Source organism: Hyphomonas johnsonii MHS-2 (assembly GCF_000685275.1).
Taxonomy (GTDB): Bacteria; Pseudomonadota; Alphaproteobacteria; order Caulobacterales; family Hyphomonadaceae; genus Hyphomonas; species Hyphomonas johnsonii.
In genome coordinates this window covers 142,814-161,540 of the sequence record NZ_ARYK01000006.1, presented here as the reverse complement: position 1 = coordinate 161,540, position 18,727 = coordinate 142,814, and the positions used below count along the sequence as shown (strand labels likewise).

Annotated in this window: 23 protein-coding genes; 9 read left to right on the top strand and 14 right to left on the bottom strand. The window is 63.6% G+C overall.

The window, feature by feature from the left end; translation table 11 throughout:
• The first annotated feature begins 179 nt into the window (after positions 1-179).
• Positions 180-1,415 carry a hypothetical protein gene (locus HJO_RS12985; protein ID WP_156945635.1) on the top strand — a complete coding sequence of 412 codons (1,236 nt, stop codon included), beginning with the start codon at positions 180-182 and terminating at the stop codon, positions 1,413-1,415.
• Between the two features lie 4 nt (positions 1,416-1,419).
• Here the strand turns inward: HJO_RS12985 and HJO_RS12980 are convergent, their stop codons facing one another.
• Genes HJO_RS12980 through flbT form a run of 3 tightly spaced genes read right to left on the bottom strand, consistent with a single transcriptional unit; the run spans position 1,420 to position 2,779 of the window.
• Positions 1,420-2,070, bottom strand: a complete 651-nt coding sequence (locus HJO_RS12980; protein WP_035617520.1) for a MarC family protein — start codon at positions 2,068-2,070, stop codon at positions 1,420-1,422.
• An 11-nt stretch (positions 2,071-2,081) separates the two neighbouring features.
• Complete coding sequence (locus HJO_RS12975; protein WP_035617518.1) at positions 2,082-2,393, bottom strand: hypothetical protein; 312 nt, start codon at positions 2,391-2,393, stop codon at positions 2,082-2,084.
• Positions 2,393-2,779, bottom strand: coding sequence for a flagellar biosynthesis repressor FlbT (flbT, locus tag HJO_RS12970; RefSeq protein WP_035617517.1), 387 nt, complete (start codon positions 2,777-2,779; stop codon positions 2,393-2,395). Before flbT ends, HJO_RS12975 begins: the two co-directional genes overlap by 1 nt.
• A 422-nt stretch (positions 2,780-3,201) precedes the next feature.
• On the opposite strand from flbT, the gene HJO_RS12965 reads away from it, so the two are divergent.
• Together HJO_RS12965 and HJO_RS12960 are read left to right on the top strand one after the other, a co-directional pair.
• Entirely contained in the window at positions 3,202-4,077 is an 876-nt protein-coding gene (locus tag HJO_RS12965; protein WP_035617515.1) for an AAA family ATPase, read from the top strand.
• Between the two features lie 108 nt (positions 4,078-4,185).
• Positions 4,186-5,289, top strand: coding sequence for a helix-turn-helix transcriptional regulator (locus HJO_RS12960; RefSeq protein WP_035617513.1), 1,104 nt, complete (start codon positions 4,186-4,188; stop codon positions 5,287-5,289).
• Between the two features lie 7 nt (positions 5,290-5,296).
• Here HJO_RS12960 and HJO_RS12955 read toward each other — a convergent pair whose 3' ends face one another.
• Both HJO_RS12955 and HJO_RS12950 read right to left on the bottom strand, forming a co-directional pair.
• Positions 5,297-6,076, bottom strand: a complete 780-nt coding sequence (locus HJO_RS12955; protein WP_084141984.1) for a DUF2270 domain-containing protein — start codon at positions 6,074-6,076, stop codon at positions 5,297-5,299.
• Between the two features lie 63 nt (positions 6,077-6,139).
• Complete coding sequence (locus HJO_RS12950; protein ID WP_035617511.1) at positions 6,140-6,898, bottom strand: hypothetical protein; 759 nt, start codon at positions 6,896-6,898, stop codon at positions 6,140-6,142.
• A 122-nt stretch (positions 6,899-7,020) separates the two neighbouring features.
• On the opposite strand from HJO_RS12950, the gene HJO_RS12945 reads away from it, so the two are divergent.
• From HJO_RS12945 to HJO_RS12935, 3 genes are all read left to right on the top strand, one after another.
• Positions 7,021-8,202 carry a vWA domain-containing protein gene (locus tag HJO_RS12945; protein ID WP_035617508.1) on the top strand — a complete coding sequence of 394 codons (1,182 nt, stop codon included), beginning with the start codon at positions 7,021-7,023 and terminating at the stop codon, positions 8,200-8,202.
• Positions 8,203-8,268: 66 nt separating this feature from the next.
• On the top strand, positions 8,269-9,192 hold the full coding sequence (locus HJO_RS12940) for an alpha/beta fold hydrolase (protein ID WP_035617506.1): 924 nt from the start codon (positions 8,269-8,271) through the stop codon (positions 9,190-9,192).
• Positions 9,189-9,968, top strand: coding sequence for a crotonase/enoyl-CoA hydratase family protein (locus tag HJO_RS12935; RefSeq protein ID WP_035617504.1), 780 nt, complete (start codon positions 9,189-9,191; stop codon positions 9,966-9,968). The genes HJO_RS12940 and HJO_RS12935 overlap by 4 nt, the downstream gene beginning before the upstream one ends.
• A 3-nt stretch (positions 9,969-9,971) precedes the next feature.
• Here the strand turns inward: HJO_RS12935 and HJO_RS12930 are convergent, their stop codons facing one another.
• Together HJO_RS12930 and HJO_RS12925 are read right to left on the bottom strand one after the other, a co-directional pair.
• Positions 9,972-10,592: a GNAT family N-acetyltransferase gene (locus HJO_RS12930; RefSeq protein WP_035617502.1), complete on the bottom strand. Its 621-nt coding sequence runs from the start codon at positions 10,590-10,592 to the stop codon at positions 9,972-9,974.
• A 3-nt stretch (positions 10,593-10,595) separates the two neighbouring features.
• Complete coding sequence (locus tag HJO_RS12925) at positions 10,596-11,543, bottom strand: energy transducer TonB (protein ID WP_035617500.1); 948 nt, start codon at positions 11,541-11,543, stop codon at positions 10,596-10,598.
• Positions 11,544-11,778: 235 nt separating this feature from the next.
• Between HJO_RS12925 and HJO_RS12920 the strand changes: the two genes are divergently transcribed.
• Positions 11,779-13,032, top strand: a complete 1,254-nt coding sequence (locus HJO_RS12920; protein ID WP_035617495.1) for a TCR/Tet family MFS transporter — start codon at positions 11,779-11,781, stop codon at positions 13,030-13,032.
• A 65-nt stretch (positions 13,033-13,097) separates the two neighbouring features.
• On the opposite strand, the gene HJO_RS12915 is transcribed toward HJO_RS12920, so the two are convergent.
• Positions 13,098-13,382: a hypothetical protein gene (locus HJO_RS12915; protein ID WP_035617494.1), complete on the bottom strand. Its 285-nt coding sequence runs from the start codon at positions 13,380-13,382 to the stop codon at positions 13,098-13,100.
• Positions 13,383-13,527: 145 nt separating this feature from the next.
• Between HJO_RS12915 and HJO_RS12910 the strand changes: the two genes are divergently transcribed.
• On the top strand, positions 13,528-14,058 hold the full coding sequence (locus HJO_RS12910; protein WP_035617493.1) for a D-glycero-alpha-D-manno-heptose-1,7-bisphosphate 7-phosphatase: 531 nt from the start codon (positions 13,528-13,530) through the stop codon (positions 14,056-14,058).
• Complete coding sequence (locus tag HJO_RS12905; protein WP_035617492.1) at positions 14,055-14,747, top strand: aspartate/glutamate racemase family protein; 693 nt, start codon at positions 14,055-14,057, stop codon at positions 14,745-14,747. Before HJO_RS12910 ends, HJO_RS12905 begins: the two co-directional genes overlap by 4 nt.
• On the opposite strand, the gene HJO_RS12900 is transcribed toward HJO_RS12905, so the two are convergent.
• From HJO_RS12900 to HJO_RS12870, 6 genes are all read right to left on the bottom strand, one after another.
• The gene (locus HJO_RS12900) at positions 14,744-15,181 is read right to left on the bottom strand and encodes an EVE domain-containing protein (RefSeq protein WP_035617490.1); all 438 of its coding nucleotides are present in this window, start codon (positions 15,179-15,181) and stop codon (positions 14,744-14,746) included. The two genes, HJO_RS12905 and HJO_RS12900, sit on opposite strands and share 4 nt — an antisense overlap.
• A 61-nt stretch (positions 15,182-15,242) precedes the next feature.
• Complete coding sequence (locus tag HJO_RS12895; protein ID WP_084141980.1) at positions 15,243-16,061, bottom strand: heme-dependent oxidative N-demethylase subunit alpha family protein; 819 nt, start codon at positions 16,059-16,061, stop codon at positions 15,243-15,245.
• A 5-nt stretch (positions 16,062-16,066) separates the two neighbouring features.
• The gene (locus HJO_RS12890; protein ID WP_035617488.1) at positions 16,067-16,693 is read right to left on the bottom strand and encodes a class I SAM-dependent methyltransferase; all 627 of its coding nucleotides are present in this window, start codon (positions 16,691-16,693) and stop codon (positions 16,067-16,069) included.
• Positions 16,690-17,409 (bottom strand): hypothetical protein, encoded by a 720-nt coding sequence (locus HJO_RS17840; RefSeq protein ID WP_051618587.1) that lies wholly within the window; start codon positions 17,407-17,409, stop codon positions 16,690-16,692. Before HJO_RS17840 ends, HJO_RS12890 begins: the two co-directional genes overlap by 4 nt.
• A gap of 126 nt (positions 17,410-17,535) precedes the next feature.
• Entirely contained in the window at positions 17,536-18,336 is an 801-nt protein-coding gene (locus tag HJO_RS12875; RefSeq protein WP_035617486.1) for a sulfite exporter TauE/SafE family protein, read from the bottom strand.
• A 48-nt stretch (positions 18,337-18,384) separates the two neighbouring features.
• Positions 18,385-18,723: an ArsR/SmtB family transcription factor gene (locus HJO_RS12870; RefSeq protein WP_035617484.1), complete on the bottom strand. Its 339-nt coding sequence runs from the start codon at positions 18,721-18,723 to the stop codon at positions 18,385-18,387.
• Between the last annotated feature and the right edge of the window lie 4 nt (positions 18,724-18,727).

The following is an 18,727-nucleotide window of genomic DNA, read 5'->3' as shown; positions in this document are numbered from 1 at the left end:
CTCACTTAATGCCATTCGGCCCGCAAACCGGCTGCAATTTGCAGGCCGAGGCTTGATCTTTAGACCAACGCCGCGCTCAATGGAGTTTCGCCCAGAGTGCAGCTTTCGCAACGGTTCCACTGCCCATGGCCCGCCGCCGAAAAAGATCGATACGTTCTTCCGGCTGGATGCAGGCGGTGATGTTCAATTCACTGTTGATCCTGATTCCGGTGATCGCTGCGCAGATCCTGGCAGGCGCGTTTTCCGGGGCAACATTCTCTGAATCACCAGCCGTCGAATCGATCGACCAGACCCGCCGCAACATGGACGAGACCTTTGCCGCAATGGCGCCGCGCAACGCCGCCGACAAATACAAGTTCTGGCACGACATCATTTCGCGTGAACTGGCCGCACGCGACGTGACGGCGGCACGCGGCTTCCTGCTGACGGCCCCACAGATGCTGAGCCGTGAGGACGTCAAGGAATTGATGGTGGCCGCCGGTTCGGAAGAATCCGGTACCGAGGACGAACGCATCGCCCGGGTTGCCCTGCGCAAGCTGCCCCTCGACGTCAGCCAGCGTTTCAACGAGGCGATGGGAACAGCTCACAACCTGGAGACCCGTCCGGATGAAATCGACCCGGACGCCCCGGTGATCGACACGGTCGACAGGGCCGTGGCGGCGGCAACCGACGCGCCGGCCGAGACCGTTCCCGCAGACGTTGCCGCGCCGGTCATTGAACAGAGATTTGCCATGCTGGGTTCGCTGGTCGACCTGGCGAACCATTCCGAGCGCTGGATAGCCGGCGACCGGGTCGACGAGATGGTTCTCAAGATCACCGGCATCGGCCTCACCCGCGCCGAAACGGAAGGCGGCGACGCGGACGCGAATATCCGGGCGCTGTCGATCCTGAAATCGGCCCGCAGGTCGCGCAGGATGTCGGAGGAATTCACCGAGTACATGACCGACCGTCTGGATGACGCCCTGCCCGATGACGCCCTGAAGCCCGCCCTCGAAGAGGCCTTTGGTGACCTTGCGACGACCAAGGTACGTGTCCAGCGGGTGCAGGCTGCCTATGCCGGGGCGATCAGTCCCAAGGGCATGGCCCGGCTGGAAACGGACCTGGCCCAGATCGCCCGGATTGGCGCGCTGACGGATCCGACAGCGGCCGTCGCCCTGATCGAACAGGTCAAGGATGGGGCCGACCTTCGCCGGGTTCGCCTGATTGCCGAAGCGGGCGGTGACCGGTCCGTGGCGCTGGTCAAGCAGATGGGACCGAGCGCGATGCGCATTGCCGACACGGGCGTGCGGTGGACACGGGCACTGGTGCTGCAGTTCATGGGCCTGACTGCAGCCGGGCTGGTCCTGTTCTGGGTGACGGTTTCGACATTCCGGCGCAACGTGCGCCGCCGCACGCGCCTGGAAGCACCGCAATAGGCTGTCAGGCCAGGCCGAATGCGCCCTTGATGCCGTCGATCAGCAGCTGGACCGAGAGGGCCGCGAGGATCACCCCGAGGATACGGGTCAGCGCACCCGCGACGCTGGCCCCCATCATCCGGACCAGCGGCCCGGCAATCAGGAATATTCCCAGCGTGATCACCAGGTTGAGACCAATGGCCGCCAATACGACGGCCTTTTCGGTCCAGCCGCCGGCACCTGACATGTAGAACATGGCTGTCGCGATGGAGCCCGGCCCGGCAATCATGGGAATACCGATCGGGAAAACGGAAATGTCGTCCGGTTCCTCGGTATCGTCGTGGCCTTCCATCAGTTCTGACGCCCGGTGTTCGCGCCGCTCGGTGCGTTTCTCGAACACCATGTCGAGCGCGATCAGGAACAGGAGCACGCCGCCGGCCGCCCGGAACGCGTCGATCGAGATATGCATGGCGCCGAGCAGCCACGCGCCGCCGAACGCAAACGCGAACATGATCAGGCTGGCAACCACTGTGGCCTTGAACGCCATCTTGCGGCGATAGGCCGGGCCGCCCTGCGCCGTCAGGGTCGCAAAGATCGGCGCGACACCCAACGCATCGATCAACACGAAGAAGGTGACGAAGGTCGCCGTGAAAAGGGAAATCAGTTCTGCGCTCATGCGCGAGGCCCCTAGTCCCTCTGGACCGCAGCGTCGAGTATTTCCTGCACAAGCGGGGCGACATTCACCGTACCGGGTGAGGTCGAGAACTGGGACAGGTCTGCCGCACCGGACGCCAGGGCGACCAGCATGCGGTGCCCGCGCAGGCGCTGGAGCAGGCCGTCATCGCCGCGATGGCCGTCAGCGACGGCCGTGCGCCCCTCGCCGAGATCGACGACCACGCCTTCGCCCTTGCCCGCCTCGAGACGGGAAATGGCCTCGTCGAGGGTGAGCCTGACCGGGCCGGGGTCGCTTCGCGCGCGCATGACACTACCGTCCGCCATCAGCCGGCACCGTTTGTTTCGAGCGCCATGAGCTTGCGACAGCGGCTGAGCGCCCGGTAGAGGTCGGCGGCGGCCACATCAGCGGATATTTCAAGGACGGCCTCACGTTCGGCCGGGCTCTGCACCGTGGCGAGCAGGGTCGTGATCGCCTCTGCCGCCTGCGTATAGGCCGGCCCGTCAATCTCGCCGAGCAGGTACATCTGCATCACGGCGAAATAGGCGCGCCGCACCGGCGTGGTGGCATCCGTCGGGCGCAGGATGTCCTTTTCGCGCAGCACACGGGCCTGGTTTTCCAGCAACAGCACGCCGCGGCGGTCGCCATTGCGAACGACCGCGCCATTGACGACAAACGTCTCGCCGGGCTTGAGGGAAAGCTTCAAGGGCATCGTGCGCGAATCCGATTCCTGCCAATTTCCATGAAAATTGCAGAAAGGCGTTAACGCATGATTGCGATCCGTTAAGGCGCACACGGACCAACCACGGAATTTCCGGGGAGATTAGCGCCATGCGCCCGTTATCATCGGGCATTTTGGATCATACGGCCTGCACCTGCCCGGAAGCGCCTTTCCTGCATAGGAATGGCAAGTCATGGACAGGCGCGACGCTAAGCTGAAGCTGGTGCTCTGTGGCGGCGCGCATGGCACATTCTCTATACCACAGTGCAGTGGCGGCGCGAAGCGCGTTTCCGTAGGGGAATGCGTCAATTGCGCATTTTTCACCGAATGACAGTCCTCTCGCCACGTCAGAGCTTGCCCCACCGGATCGGACCCCTATTGTGGCGCCAACGTTTCAAAGAGGACCCGGCCCCATGCGTTTTGAAGGCACCAAGGACTATGTAGCGACCGACGACCTGCGGGTGGCGGTTAACGCTGCCATCGCGCTGGAGCGTCCGCTCCTGGTCAAGGGCGAACCCGGCACCGGCAAGACCGTGCTGGCCATCGAGGTCGCCAAGTCCCTCGGCTGCGAGCTGATCGAGTGGCACGTCAAGTCCACGACCAAGGCGAACCAGGGCCTCTACGAGTATGATGCGGTCAGCCGCCTGCGTGACGGCCAGATGGGCGAAGAGCGCGCCAAGGACGTCAAGAACTACATCAAGAAAGGCAAGCTGTGGGAGGCCTTCACCGCCAAGAAGCGCCCCGTCCTGCTGATCGACGAGATCGACAAGGCCGACATCGAGTTCCCGAACGACTTGCTGCAGGAACTCGACCGCATGGAGTTCTATGTCTACGAGACCAACGAGGTCGTGAAGGCCAAGGTGCGTCCGATCGTGATCATCACGTCGAACAACGAGAAGGAACTGCCGGACGCGTTCCTGCGCCGCTGCTTCTTCCACTTCATCAAGTTTCCCGACGAGGAAACGATGCGCGAAATCATCGACGTGCACTTCCCCGAAATCAAGAAGAAGCTCGTCGGCGATGCCCTCACCACGTTCTACGCCATGCGCGAACTGCCCGGCGTGAAGAAGAAGCCATCGACCAGCGAGTTGCTCGACTGGCTGAAACTCCTGATGAACGAGGACATCGACCTCGAGACATTGCGCGAGAAGGATCCCGAGCGCCTGACGCCGCCGCTGCACGGCGCGCTGTTGAAGAACGAGCAGGATGTCGCCCTGTTCGAACGCCTCGCCTTCCTGTCACGCAGGCAGGACGGTCCCGGCGGCGGACGCCGCGGCCCGGCGGGCTGAGGTTCGGTTCCGGGGCGCTCGCCGATTGACACGGCTGGTGCCCTCGCCGCCGGCTTGCATTTCATGGTTGAAAGCGCATAATCCTCCGCCTGAAAGGGGGATAAGCTGGTGCTCACCGGCCTGTTGGATTCCATCTACGATTCCGCATTCGATGACCAGGCATGGACACGAACGGTCGGAACGCTCGAAAGCATGTTCAATGCACACTCAAGCGCGCTGGTGGTGGTAAGTCCCAGCCGAACGCTCCTCCAGCAAACGAGTGTCGATGAGAGCGTCACCAGCGCCTACAACCTGCACCATTGGAAAAACGACATCTGGATGCAGCGGTTTGAACGCGCCAGGTCAGGAACCGTTGTCACAGGATACATGCTGGCTCCTCTGGATCAGATCGATCCAGACTACAAAGCGGATATCCTGGATGCATCCGGAACCGTGGATTCCTTGGCATCCCAGATTATCCAGTCACCCAGGCACATTGCCTGCTTCAGCTTGTACCGCTCTCCATCGATCGGCTTGTTCTCACCAGAAGACGTGATGCGCATGGAGACCATCACGCCGCACATGTGCCGCGCGATGCGTCTTCGAGAACGGTTGGGGAATCTGTCCGACGACATGACTCTTCTGGAAAGTGCATTCCAGAGCCTGCCGACAGCCTGCATGATCATGTCAGAAACGGGGAAAATCCGATGGATGAACCGGTCGGCTGAAAAAGTGATTTCAGACCAGACACTCCTTTCATCACGATCCGGAGACATTCGCGCATTGGATGCCCCGTCTGCTCAGAGATGGCGCACGACGCTGCGTCACTGCGTCGGCACCGGGCAGTCTGGTACGTGCCTGATGCGAGATGTACGCGGCGCATTCTGGATGGTGCAGGCGAGTGTGCTCAGAAACGAGATCCGGCAGGAAGTGGAAGACCAGCTCGTGGAAGGCGATGCCGAGACCCTGGTGCTGGTCGTCCTGCACCCGAGTGCGAACCTGGCGGACGTTCAATCGCAAGCGCTGGCGGAAGCCTTTGGATTGACGGCACGTGAGGCGGAACTTGCCATGGAACTCGCTCAAGGCCTGGATTTGCGCCAAGCCGCCAAGAACCTGAAAATCAAGCTGGCAGCGGCCCGGAGCCACCTCAAAGCCGTCTTCAGCAAGACCGGGGTCACCCGTCAAGCGGCCCTTGTTGCGATGATCGTTGGGATACTGGCGGCGCACCATTGACGCCACTCTAACGCCCGAGGATATCCATTTCGGCCTGGACGTCTTCGCGTTCGAGGGCGTTTGCGCGTTGGTTCACGTCTTCGCGGCTTTTCAGGAAGTCGGCCATCTTTGACTTGTCGTAGCGCTCGTCGAGCCAGGTCTTGACGGCAATGCCGATCCAGGTGGCATGGAAGACAAGGCCGCCCGTAATGGCCAGCCAGCCCGGGATCGGGCCGATATGGGCGCGGCGCATGTATTGCGTCCAGGTGTCGACATCGGTGGGGTGGATCGCGATCTTGGCGAAATAGGCCGCGCCGAGAATGGCGAACAGCCAGCCATAATTGCGGCGCAGGCGCCGGCCGACCGCCCGGATCATCGAGATGCGGTATTTCGGTTTTTCGTAATCGTCCGACAGGGCGGTGCCACGGTCGAGCGGGATGCGCGCCCCCTCCCCGCGCAGCATCGGCACGTAGAACGCAATTTCCAGCACACGCGCGCGGAAGCGCCAGACGTAGAAGAAACGGTAGCGCCGCGATTCCAGCGTCAGGAACACGATACACAATGCCCCGACCAGGACGATCGGAAAGGGCGAAGCCTGCGCGTTGGCAAAGGCGACCGACAGGCCGATGCCGGTCGAGATGACGGCCCAGTTCGTGGTCTGGTCAAGCCGCTGGCGCCAGACCGTCGACCGGTACACCTCGGCACGGTAGAGGTGCGCAAGGGCACCGACTTCCTTGTTGCCGCAAATCGCTTCGGGCGGGTCGCCGTCAGGATCGACGGCATCATGATCATCATTAAACTCAGTCATCGGCGCCTCTTATGGACCTGTTCACCGGACACGGATAGGGGGCGAAGCAACGTGCCATGACGATTACCGGTTGCAGTATCCGAGGGCCAGGATGGGACGATAGCCTTCCAGCGCCTGGCGCACATGGCGGGTGTCGTCGGCATCCGCATTATACGCGATGCGGGACGCCAGCGCAGACGCCCCACCGGTGATGCGGGCCCGCCACAGCGCGTAGCGCAGGCCATCCGGCGCTGCGGTAAGGGCGACAGCGCGATCGAACGCCACGAGATCACAGCGCTGCATCGACAGCTCGGCCAGCGCGTGGCCGAAATCCTGCGTTTCGAAATCGCCCTCCAGACGGGAATGCGAAGCGCCGGACACGGCAAGATCGAACATCGCATCGATCAGGCGGCGCGCGGTTGCCGCGTCGGGGGCCAGGCGTACGCCGGCGGCCATGATTTCCGGCCGCCCCAGATTGAACGGCGCACCGCCTGCCCGCGCCCGGGCCGTAAAGCTGGCCCAGCCAGTTTCCGCGATCACCGCCCTGGCCTGGTCTTCGGCATAGTTTGCGGCGCGCGGCGCGGCCGGCTTCACGCCGGGCAGGCGTGCCTGCCACGTCTGCACGAGGGCAGAATCAGGGCTGAGGCGCACCGTATCGAGAAACAGGGGTGCGAGGCGCTGCTGCTTCGTGGCCGGCAGGGCGCCTGCGGCCGTCCAGATCGTTTCAAACAGGCAGGCCTGTTCGGGTTTGCCCGCACACGTGCCGACGCCGGCGGCAGGCGCAGCCAGGCTGGCCGGCGCGGCGGAAAGGCCCGCGAGCAGGATCAGGAACGCTTTTAGCATGGGCTTTGTCTACCTTCCGCCGGGTGAATGGAACATGAGCGCAGGCCTTTTCGCTGCGTCAGCTTGGACATGGCTGCCGAGGCGGGCTATCTTCGCAGCATATTCAAGCGAAAGACTCCGCCATGTTCCTCAACTTCTTCAATGAACTGCGTGAAGCCAAAGTGCCTGTGACGCTGAAGGAATACCTGATGCTCATGGAAGCCATGGACAAGCAGGTCATCGACATGGAGGTGACGGATTTCTACTACCTCTCGCGCGCCGCGCTGGTGAAGGACGAACGCAATATCGACAAGTTCGACAAGGTGTTCGGCCACGTCTTCAAGGGGCTCGACAGCATGGCGGACGCCGTGGACGTCACCGACCTGCCGGAAGAATGGCTGCGCAAGATGTCGGAAAAATTCCTCTCCAAGGAAGAGATGGAAGAGATCGAAGCCATGGGCGGGTTCGAAAAGCTCATGGAAACGCTGAAACAGCGCCTCGAAGAGCAGAAGAAGCGGCACGAAGGCGGCAACAAGTGGATCGGCACGGGTGGCACCTCTCCCTTCGGCGCCAATGGCTACAATCCGGAAGGCGTGCGCATCGGCCAGGAAAAGTCGCGCCACCGCCGCGCGGTGAAAGTCTGGGACAAGCGCGAATTCAAGAATTACGACGACAATGTCGAACTCGGCACCCGCAACATCAAGGTCGCCATGAAGCGCCTGCGTAAATGGGCCCGCAAGGGCGCGCCGGATGAACTCGATCTCGATGCCACCATTCGCAACACCGCGCGCCAGGGCTATCTCGACATCGAGATGCGCCCGGAAAAGCGCAACGCGGTGTCGGTGCTCCTGCTGCTCGATGTCGGCGGTTCGATGGACCCCTATGTGCGGATCATGGAAGAGCTCTTCTCGGCCGCCAAGTCCGAGATCAAGACGCTCGAATACTACTACTTCCACAACTGCCCCTATGAGGGCCTTTGGAAGGACAATCGCCGCCGCATGAACAATCGCATCCCGACCTGGGACGTGCTGAACAAGTTCCCGTCCGACTACAAGGTCATCATTGTCGGCGATGCCACGATGAGCCCCTACGAGATCACCTATGCCGGCGGCTCGGTGGAGCACTGGAACGAGGAAGCCGGCGGTATCTGGATCCAGCGCTTCGTCGAGCGCTTCCCGCACCTTGTCTGGCTGAACCCGGTCAAGGAGGGCGCCTGGGACTATACCGGCTCCATCCAGCTGATCCGTGAACTCATCGGCGGGCACCGCATGTTCGAGCTGACACTGGGCGGCCTTGACGAAGCGATGAAGGAACTCGGCCGCTAGCATCAACGGGCCCGGCACCCTGCCGACTATTCTGCCGGAAGCACTCGCAGACACAGGGAGGCCAGCATGGCGCGGATCAAGGCGAACGGTATCGAGATCGAATATGAGGAAACCGGGTCGCCCAATGACCCGATGATGCTGCTCGTGTCGGGGTTTTCGGGCCAGCTGACCCGTTGGCCGGAGAGCCTGAAACGTGGCCTAGCCGATGCCGGACGCCGCGTCATCACATTCGACAATCGCGACATCGGCCTCAGCACGGAATTTACCGGCCAGGTGCCGCCAGCCCCGCGCGACATCCTGAAGGCGGTCGCGGAGGGCAAGGCGCCGCGCGATGTGGTGCCTTACCTGCTGGATGACATGGCCGCCGATGCCGCTGCGCTGATCTCCGCCCTGGGCGCGCAGCAGGCAGACGTGATGGGCGCGTCCATGGGCGGCATGATCGTGCAGCTGATCGCCCTGAACCATCCAGAGCGTGTCCGCACGCTTGTCCCCGTGATGACCACGTCGGGTGCGCCGGGCCTGCCGCCGTCCGATCCAGCCGCACAGGCCGCCCTTACCGCCGTGCCCGAGATGCGCACCGCCGACGCCATTGCCGACCTCGCCGTCGCCTCGCGCCGGGCCATTGGCTCGCACGACGACATCCGCGCCAGGGACAACGAGATACGCGCCCAGACCAAGGCGGATTTCAACCGCTCCGACCGGCCATTCGGCGTCGCCCGGCAATATGCGGCGATCCTTGCCCAGCCACGCTGGCATGAACGACTGGCATCGGTCACCCAGCCGACGCTCGTCCTGCACGGTGCGATGGACCCGCTGATCAAGGTCGACTGCGGGCGCGACATTGCCCGGCGCATCCCCGGTGCCGAGATCGAGGTGATCGAGAAATGGGGCCATGACCTGCCCGACCGCATCGTGCCGGCTCTGCTGGACCGGCTGGTCCCCTTCCTTGGCCGCCACGCGCCCGCAGACGCAGAGGCTGGCGCGTCATGACCGATACGCAGGGCAGCGTCGACGTCCGCCAGGAAGGCAACGTCCTTGTTGTCACCATCAACCGGCCGCATGCCCGCAATGCCGTCGACCGGGACTCGGCAGTGGCACTGTACGACACGTTCAAGGCGTTCGATGCGGATGCTGCCCTGTCGGTCGCCATCCTGACTGGCGCGGAGGGAAATTTCTGCGCCGGCGCTGACCTGAAAGCCGTCTCGGCCGGCAAGGGCAACCCCGTCCGCGCGGAGGGTGACATGGGACCGATGGGCCCGACACGGTTAACCCTGTCAAAGCCCGTGATTGCGGCGGTCGAAGGCTTCGCCGTCGCCGGTGGCCTGGAGCTGGCGCTGTGGTGCGACCTGCGGGTTGCATCCGACACGGCCCGGTTCGGCGTGTTCTGCCGACGCTTCGGGGTACCGCTGATCGACGGCGGCACGATCCGCCTGCCCCGCCTGATCGGCGCCTCGCGTGCCATGGACCTGATCCTGACCGGCCGCGAAGTCGGCCCCGACGAGGCAATGGCCATCGGCCTGGCGAACTATGCGGCGCCATCCGGCAAGGCGCTCGACCGCGCGCTTGCGCTCGCCAGGGACATTGCCGCCTTCCCGCAGACATGCATGCGGGCCGACCGCCTGTCGGCGATGCGCCAGTGGAGCCTCGACATGGACGCGGCCTTGCGCGCGGAAGTCGAAGGTGGCCTCGGCGTATTGAGGTCGGGCGAAACGCTGGACGGCGCGACAGCCTTCGCCGCGGGCAAGGGCCGCCACGGCGCCTTCTGACCCTCAGGCCGGATGCAGGCGGAACCAGTCGGTCTGCGTGATTTCCCAGACCAGCGATGCGCGCGGCGTGCCGTCCGGACGCATGCTTTCCACCTGCCCCTTCCGCGTGAAGCCGAGCGCATCCAGCATGCGGTGCGTCGGCTTGTTTTCGAGGCTGGCGGTTTCGCAGATCACGTCCAGGTGCAGCGTCTCGAACATCCAGGCGAATGACTGCTCTGCGCCACGCGTCCCCTTGCCCTGATGATGGAGGGAGGGGTGCAGCGCGCCGCCGAGTTCACCTGCGGCCCAGTGCGGCCAGACCTGGATGTCGCTGTAGCCGAGAATCCGGCCGTGCGGATCATCGCGCATGAACAGCATTCCCTCTCCGGCGGCATGCTGGGCCATGTGGTCCGCGATGAAGGCCCGCACGCTCGCCTCTGTCAGCGGGCGCGGCAGCGTATAGATCGGCGCGTGCACGACAGGATCGGAAAGGAATTCGAGGAAGGCCGTGGCATCGTCGGCCCGCACGAGGCGCGACGCGTCTGCCGTGTCGCCAAGGTGGGTCACGGCCCGCACCGCCGCCCGGATCGCATTCACCCGGCTCAGCGGCACTTCAATACGGGTCACCGGAATACCGTCAGCCATGGCCTACTTGCTTCCCCACCATGTCCCGAGGCAGGCCTGCTTGGCGCCATAGGTCGACGCATTGTCGAGGCAGGCCTGATGCGGACCCGGCCCCTGCTCGTAGAAGAATTGGTCGGCGGCGGTCCATTCGTGCTCCGTCAGGCCCGGCTCGCGATAGGTGGGCACAACTTCCCGCTCTGAAGGCGATCCAGGGTCCGCACTTCCCTGATCCTGCAAGACCTGTTCGCGGCGCACGATCTGGCCTGCGTAAATCTTCATGAATTTCAGGTCGTGACGATAGCGGGAGCGCTCGCCCGCGATCAACCGATCCATTTCGCTGCCGGTCCAGTGCTCGATCCGGTTGGCCGGGGCGGAATCATATTCGGCATGCCAGGCGACGGCCTGTTCGGCATAGGCCTTGAGCATGTCGTCCCGGCAGTTCATCCAGGCGAAGACCTTTTCGAAAGCCGCGCCTGTCTGGCGCAAGGCGTCCCAATCCATTGTCTCGATCTGCTCGGAGTCCTGGATGGACGGCACATAGCCCGGATGCGGCCCGCACGGCGTCTCGAAATCCAATGTCGTGTAATAGGCGGCCCAGCCCCGCGCGACGCCGACGGCGCGCAACGCGTCCGTCGCATAGGGCGCCATCGTGCCTGTATCCATTGTCAGGAAGGGAAAGGCTTCTTCGCCCAGGGCGATCAGGTTGTTCCATGCGTGATTGCCCTCCGCGCATATCCCTGTCTCGCCCGGCATCTCGAACGTCACCATGTGCGACTGGCCGGTTGTGCGGATCGGAAGTCCCAAGATCCGCGCCGGCTTGAATGTCGCCGATGCAATTGCATCGATCGCCGCAGAACTGAAGACGGGTGACGTGCACTCCACCGTGATGTCGCGCGCCCGGCCGTCAGTGTCGACGGTGTAGCCGGTGCGGCAGCACCCGCTGAAATGCTCGCGGATGACCGCGTCAGGCACTACCGGGTGCAATTCGCCTTCGAGCCTGGGAGGGGATGCCTGCGCGGACGCGAGCGGAGCGGCCAGACAGCCAGCCACCAAAAACGCACTTGCCCAGACCAGAGCCCTCGACACTATGGACCCATCCCCATCTGCCTGCCCTCCGTGTCACCACAAAGTGACTCTGCCTATCATAGCACGTAACGGAGCCGTGGTGGCAATTGACCTTTGAGTGTTTCCAGCCCAAAGCGCGACCATGACTGTTGCGCCCGCTACCCGAAAGCACGGAAAGAACGCCTTTCTGTTCGTCCTCGTGACCGTGGCAATCGACATGCTCGGCTTCGGCCTGATCATCCCGGTGATCCCGAGCCTCGTCCAGGACCTGATGAATGTCCCCCCTGAAGACGCGACCATCTGGCTCGGCCTGCTGGCGGCGACTTACGCCCTGATGAACTTCATGTTCGGCCCGACGATCGGCGCGCTCTCGGACCGGTTCGGGCGCCGGCCGGTCCTGCTGATCTCTGTCGGGACGCTGGTGATCGACTTCCTGATCATGGCGCTGGCGGGATCGATCTGGCTGCTCTTCATCGGGCGGGCGCTGTCGGGGATATCGGGCGCGACCTATTCGACTGCAAACGCCTATATCGCCGACGTGACGGAACCTGAGGCGCGCGGCCGGGCATTCGGCATGATCGGGGCGGCGTTCGGGTTTGGATTCGTGTTCGGGCCGGTGATCGGCGGGTTCCTGGGTGAAATCGACCCGCGCGCGCCGTTCTTTGCGGCGGCCGGACTGGCCGCGCTGAATTTCTGCTATGGTTTGTTCGTCCTGCCGGAATCGCTTGATGCCGACCAGCGGCGCCCGTTCAACATCAAGCGAGCCAATCCGCTTGGCGCGGCGAAACATTTTTCGAAACTGCCGCAGGTATCCTGGTTCCTGGTTGCCGCCGGAATCTACTTCCTGGCACATACAGTGTTTCCGTCGACGTGGTCGGTCCACGGCGAGATCCGTTACGACTGGAGCCCGCGGGAAATCGGCTTCTCGCTGGGGCTTGTCGGGATTGGAGCGGCGGTCGTGCAGGCCGGCCTGATGGGCCTGATCCTGAAACGGCTCGGCACCGTGCGGACAGCCCTGCTCGGCATGACTGTCACATCCCTGTGCCTGTTCGCCTATGCCTTTGCCAGCCTGCCCTGGATTGTCTACGCCATCATCCCGATCGGCGCGCTGGGGGGCGTGACGGGGCCTGCAATCAATTCCCTGATGTCGACCCTGACACCGCGCAACGCGCAGGGCGAGCTGCAAGGGGCGAGTTCGAGCCTGAATTCCCTGGCGATGATTGCCGGGCCGCTGACGATGAACGGCGCCCTGTTCTACTTCACGCATGACGGTGCGCCGTTCCGGTTCGCTGGCGCCGCCTTCTTGCTGGCGGCGATCCTGACCGTGATCGCCATCATGCCGTTCATGCGCGGCGTGCGCGAGAACCGCGCGGCGATTCCGGCACCTGCGGAATAGAAAAAGCGATCCGGCAGGGCCGGATCGCTCGACTTTTCAAGCAGTCCATTGAAGCTGCCGGGGCGTTAGCCCTTGTTTTTCATGAGCATGCCGGCAACCACGCCCAGCACACCGCCGCCAACGCCGCCTTCGAGCAGGCTGTTGATGATGTTCATGGGCGACGTCGCCCCGGCTGCGGCGTCGCCCAGCACTTGCACACCGGCGGCATCAAGGCCGAAATGCGCGCCAAGCCCGCCGATGATGCCACCGACGATGCCGCCCGTGCCGCTGCCACCGGTCAGCTTCGAAATGATCGGTCCGAGCACGGTCCCGCCAACTGCGCTCAGAATGAGCGGTAGATATTGTTCCATAGTTTTGCCCTCCCATGGGTCTCGAAAAAGGGCTCTAACCGGCCCCTCCACCCCGAGACAACGCGGTTTTGCCGGGCACGTCCAGTCGTTTCGCCACTGCGGCAAGTGTTGCAACTTGCCGGACACAGGGGCAAACAGCGCCGAGATGACCTCCCAGCGCCCTGCCCTCTTCCTTGACCGTGATGGCGTGATCAACGTCGACAAGGGCTATGTCAGCCGTGTCGCGGATTTCGAATGGATCGAGGGAGCCGCCGAAACGATTGCCGCCTTCAAGGCGCGCGGCTGGTTCGTTTTCGTGGTGACCAACCAGTCGGGAATCGCCCGTGACTATTACAGCGAACACGACATGCACACACTGCATGACTGGATGACGTCAGAACTCGCCGCACGGAATGCCATCATCGACCGCATCTATTATTGCCCGTATCATGAAGCGGGCGAAAATCCGCGCTACCGGCGCGACAGTTTCGACCGTAAACCCAAGCCCGGAATGCTGCTGAAGGCGATGGCCGATTTTCCCGTGAAACGCGAATCGAGCTTCCTGATTGGTGACAAGCAGGCCGACATCGACGCAGCCCGTGCGGCCGGTGTTGCGGGTTTCCTGTTTACGGGCGGAAATCTCGCGCACTTTGCCGAATGGACACTTGCGAGCTTTGAGGAAGGAAATCGTGGATGAAAAAGATCGGCATCATCGGCGGCATGGGGCCGGCCTCGACGATGATCTATTACGAAACGCTGTGTGAACTGGCCCGCGCCCGTTCGGGCGGCAATGCCAGCGCGCGCGTGATGATCGACGCGCTCGACTTTGGCGAAGTGCAGGCGCTGCAGCAATCGGGGGCCTGGGACGAGGCCGGACGCCAGCTTGCCGAGGCAGGACAGCGGCTGGAGCGCGCGGGGGCAGAGCTTGTCCTGCTGGCAACCAACACCATGCACAAGGTTGCCGGGCCGCTCCAGCAGGCCCTGTCCGTGCCCTTCATCCACATCATCGATGCGGCAGCGGCCCGCCTGCGCGCTGACGGACGCCGCGCTCCGGCCCTGCTCGGCACGCGCTACACGATGGAAGAACCCTTCTATCCGGACTATCTCGCCGACGCCTTCGGCACGGCGCCGCTCGTGCCGGACGCGACCGACCGTGATGATGTCCACCGCATCATCTTCGACGATCTCGTGAAAGGCATCGTCACACCCGCGACGACGCAGCGCTATATCGCCATCACCCAGGCGCTCGCCGCACGCGGGGCAGACAGCGTCATCCTCGGCTGTACGGAAATCGGCCTCGTCCTCAACCCGGCGAACAGCCCCCTGCCTGTCTATGACACGGCCCGCATCCACTGCGAGGCGGCGATGGAACTCGCCAGCGCCTAGACCGGCTTCAAGGTCTTCGGATCAATCCCGCCCATCCGGCAGACTTCCTTCCATTCGCTCGCCAGCACCGGCTGCACCGAAAGGCGGAAGGATTTGACCAGGCTCATCTCGGCGAGCTTCGGATTGGCCTTCACGTCTTTCAACGTCACGGGTTTCGGCATGTCGGCCAGCGCGCGGATATGGACACAGTCCCAGCGTTCGTCATCGGTCGTGGAGTCCGGCGCGCTGAGGGCGCTGACTTCGGCGATCCCCACCACTTCCAGCCCCTTGTTCGAATGATAGAAGAACACCCGGTCACCCAGCTTCATGTCACGCATGAAATTGCGCGCCGTGTAGTTGCGGATGCCTGACCATTCTTCGCCGGCCTGGCCCTTGGCCTTCTGCTGCTCCCAGCTCCATGCGTCGGGTTCGGATTTCATCAGCCAGTATTTCATGCGTGTCTCCGGTATTGCGCTGTGCCTGATCTAGGCGGCACCGCCCGGCCCGTCCACCCGTTCAGGCAAGCTGGCGAAGCGCGGCCTTGACCAGCCGCTCATAGGACGGCCAGCCCTTGTAGGCTGCAAGGGCCGGATCGATGCCGTCCCAGGCGGCCGCAAACTCCGCCACGTGGTCCGTGTCGGGCAGCGCTGCCTTCAGTGGATCAACGCAGATGCGGATCGTGAAAATGACGGCGCCGGTCTCCGGCAGTTTCATGATGGTCTGGCGTTCGACCCGCAGGTGCAGCACGTCGAGCGCGGCCGTGTCCGGGGTGGCGGCCGCCAGTGCCTTCAGCGGCGCCGCAAGCGGTGTGAAGCGCGTCGGCCCTGCCTGAACCGTCCAGTTGAACCGCTCCAGCACCATGCCGGGCCGCAACGCGTCGAACATCCGCCCGATGCGCGATACAAGGTCCGGATTGGCATCCGGCACCGCGCTGTGGATGCCGGCCAGCGCCTGGCCCGCCTTTTCCTCCAGCGACCAGAATGTCGGCGTCACGAGGCTGGCAGCGCGCAATACCCACTGGCCGTCATCGTCCGGCAGGAGAAGGCAGAGATCGTCGGACACGCGCGAGGCTGCCAATTCCAGCGGGCTCTCCCAGACCATGTCGCCTGAACCAGTCACCGCAAGCACCGCCGCTGCGGCTTCGTCAATCGCATCGGGCACACCGGTATCGGCGAAAACCTGGGCGCGGTGTGTGCGCATCAGCTCGGTCTTCTCCGGCAGCCAGGTGGCGGCCTCCGTATCGGGTGTCAGCCATTGGGCGACAGGGATCGGCGCAAGGCCCGGCGCAAGTGTCGGCGGGCCTGTCAGGAAGGGCAAGTGTGGGGGTGTGCGCATGGCGCTCAGGCCGCCCGGGCCGCGCCCCAGCTGACAAAGCCGGCCACTTTGGGCGTCGACGGAAGGTACATGGTTTCGGCGTCCTCCAGCGTGAAGCCGGATTCGGTAAACATCGCCGCGACATCGCGGGTCAGGTGGCATCCACCGGCCAGCGGCTTCCACACCGGTTCGATCCGACGCTGCCATTTGGCGACGCCCTCATCCGGTGCCAGCCCGTGTTCTGAGAACAGCACGCGGCCATCAGGCTTCAGCACACGGCGCGTCTCGGCCAGCGCGCCACGCCAGTCAGGGATCGTGCAAAGGACGAACGTGATGACGGCCGTATCGACGGAATTGTCTTCGAGCGGGATCTTTTCAGCACCGGATTCGAGGAATTCGATATTGTTGCCAAAGCCGAGCGTGCCGGCGGTCCGGCGTGCCTTGGCCAGCATGCCGGCCGAAGGTTCGAGCGCGAACAGGCGGTCTACCTTGCTGGAATCATACATGGCGAAATTGGTGCCGGACCCGCAGCCCAGCTCGAGCACGCGGCCTTCCGCCTTCGGAATAACCTTCTCGCGTTGCTTCATGATCGGCTTGGTGCCGCAGGCGCAAGCAATCAGGTTGGGGACAACGTACCGTTCCCAGGGATTCATTTCGTGCCACCATTCGTCGCCTGGAAACCGGGATACTCACCGCGCTGGATGAGCGACTTGGTCGCCTCCGTGGGGCGGGCCACCAGTGCGTCCTGTGTAAGGTTCACATTGTATTCGAAGCGATCGCCCATCGGCTGGTAGGTGGCTGATCCGTACTCGGCATCAAAGCCGAAGCGGTTACCTTCCTTCTCGGCCAGGGCGTGCACGTCGAGGCCTGGATTCTGCGCCAGCGCGATGCCGTTGGTGGTCGCTTCCGTGACGGCCTCGGACGAAAACCGGCGCGCTTCGCGCCCTTCGAGATAATCGAGGCGATAGATCGAGTCATAGCCGAGCATGTTGGCGACAGGCTGGAACTTGATGATCTGGGCACCAATCTCGAACTGGTCTCCCGTCAGCACCGGCTGTGCACCATTTGCCTCGAGCAGTTTGCGGCCGTCGGAGAATGTCAGGTCGACATGATAGGTATCCGGCACGCCGTCCACGGCGGCGAACTTGATATTCGCAATGTCGCGCTCATAGGTCAGGCGCTTGTACGTCTGCAGGTTGAGGCCGGCAAACGCGACAATGCCGGCAAGCCCCAGAAAGCCGACGCCGAACAACAGGCGCGTACCGCCTGAAACCGGTTTCAGGCTGGCCAGTTTGCCGAAACCCGCAAACAGCAGCATCAGGCCAACGACACCTGCAATTGCTGGTAAAATCCACCAGATCAGTCCCATCGCACCTTTTCCCCTTTCATTGCAGGCCAGTCGCCCCCTGCACCAACTTCCTAACACTGACCTATATCAGCTTGATGGCAAGAGTTTAGCAAGCTTGTGCAGGTCGACTGTTGTTCCTGCGTCACCTCATGCAGCTGTAACGGCCATCGCCCCCACAGCGTTCCATGCGACATAGACCGCGACGACGAGAATCATCGCCGCAAAGCCGAACCGGGCGGTGCGCACACGTGTTTTCAGCGCCCGCGCGATGGCGATGCCGGCAAGCCCGCCCAGCGCGCCGCCTGCCAGAAGGATCAGGACAAGCCAGCCATCAACCATGCCTGACAGGGCATAATTTGCTGACGTTGCCCCGCCGAACAGGGCGACCGAAACCAGCGAGGACGCCGTGGCGTTCGCCATTGTCATGCCGGTCGCCAGCATCAGGCCGGGCACGATCAGGAAACCGCCACCGATACCGAAGAACCCCGCCGCCATGCCGACGGCAAGTCCGAGCGGCGCCAGGCGCAGGACCATGGTCGGCGAGAGTTGCACGTCCGGGTTGCCTGCCGAGCGCGGTTTGCGGAACATCGACACGGCAATCACTGCCATGGCGACGGAGAAGGCGAGCAGGAGCTGGCTGCCATCGATCTGTTTGGCGATGGTCGAGCCGGCGAGCGAGCCGACAAACCCGCTTGCCGCGAACACACTGGCACACGGCCACTTCACCGCGCCGCCGCGCCAGTGGCCGAGCAGGCTGAACAAGGCGATGGCCGCAACCGCCGCTGCAGACGTGCCGATCGCAATGTGAGGATCTGTCACGCCGACAAAATACAGCAGCAGCGGCGCTGCGAGGACTGATCCGCCGCCCCCGAATGTTCCGAGGAAGACTCCGACGATTGCGCCGCTGGCCAGCGCTGCGAGAATGACGGCAGGTGTGAGTTCGAGCATCAGTCACCCCCCCGCGACAGGGTTCGGCCAGCAGGATGCTGTGTGACGTCAGGCCTGGTGAGTCGGATCATCGTGAATCTCCGGACAGTAGATTGCCGTCAACGTCGCGATCACCTCGACGACCGCCGGATCGGCAATGGAATAGAAGATGGTCTGGCCTTCGCGGCGCGTTGCCACCCGCCCTTCCTCGCGCAGGATGGCGAGGTGCTGGGACAGGGCTGATTGGGAGAGGCCGATATGGGACACCAGTTCGCCGACCGACATTTCCCCGCCGCCGAGACGGCAGAGGATCATCAGGCGGTGTTCATTGGCCATGCTGCGCAACAGGCGTGCAGCCTGTGCCGCTTTGTCCCTGAACCGGACGGGGTCGAGAAATGCAGCAATCATGGCA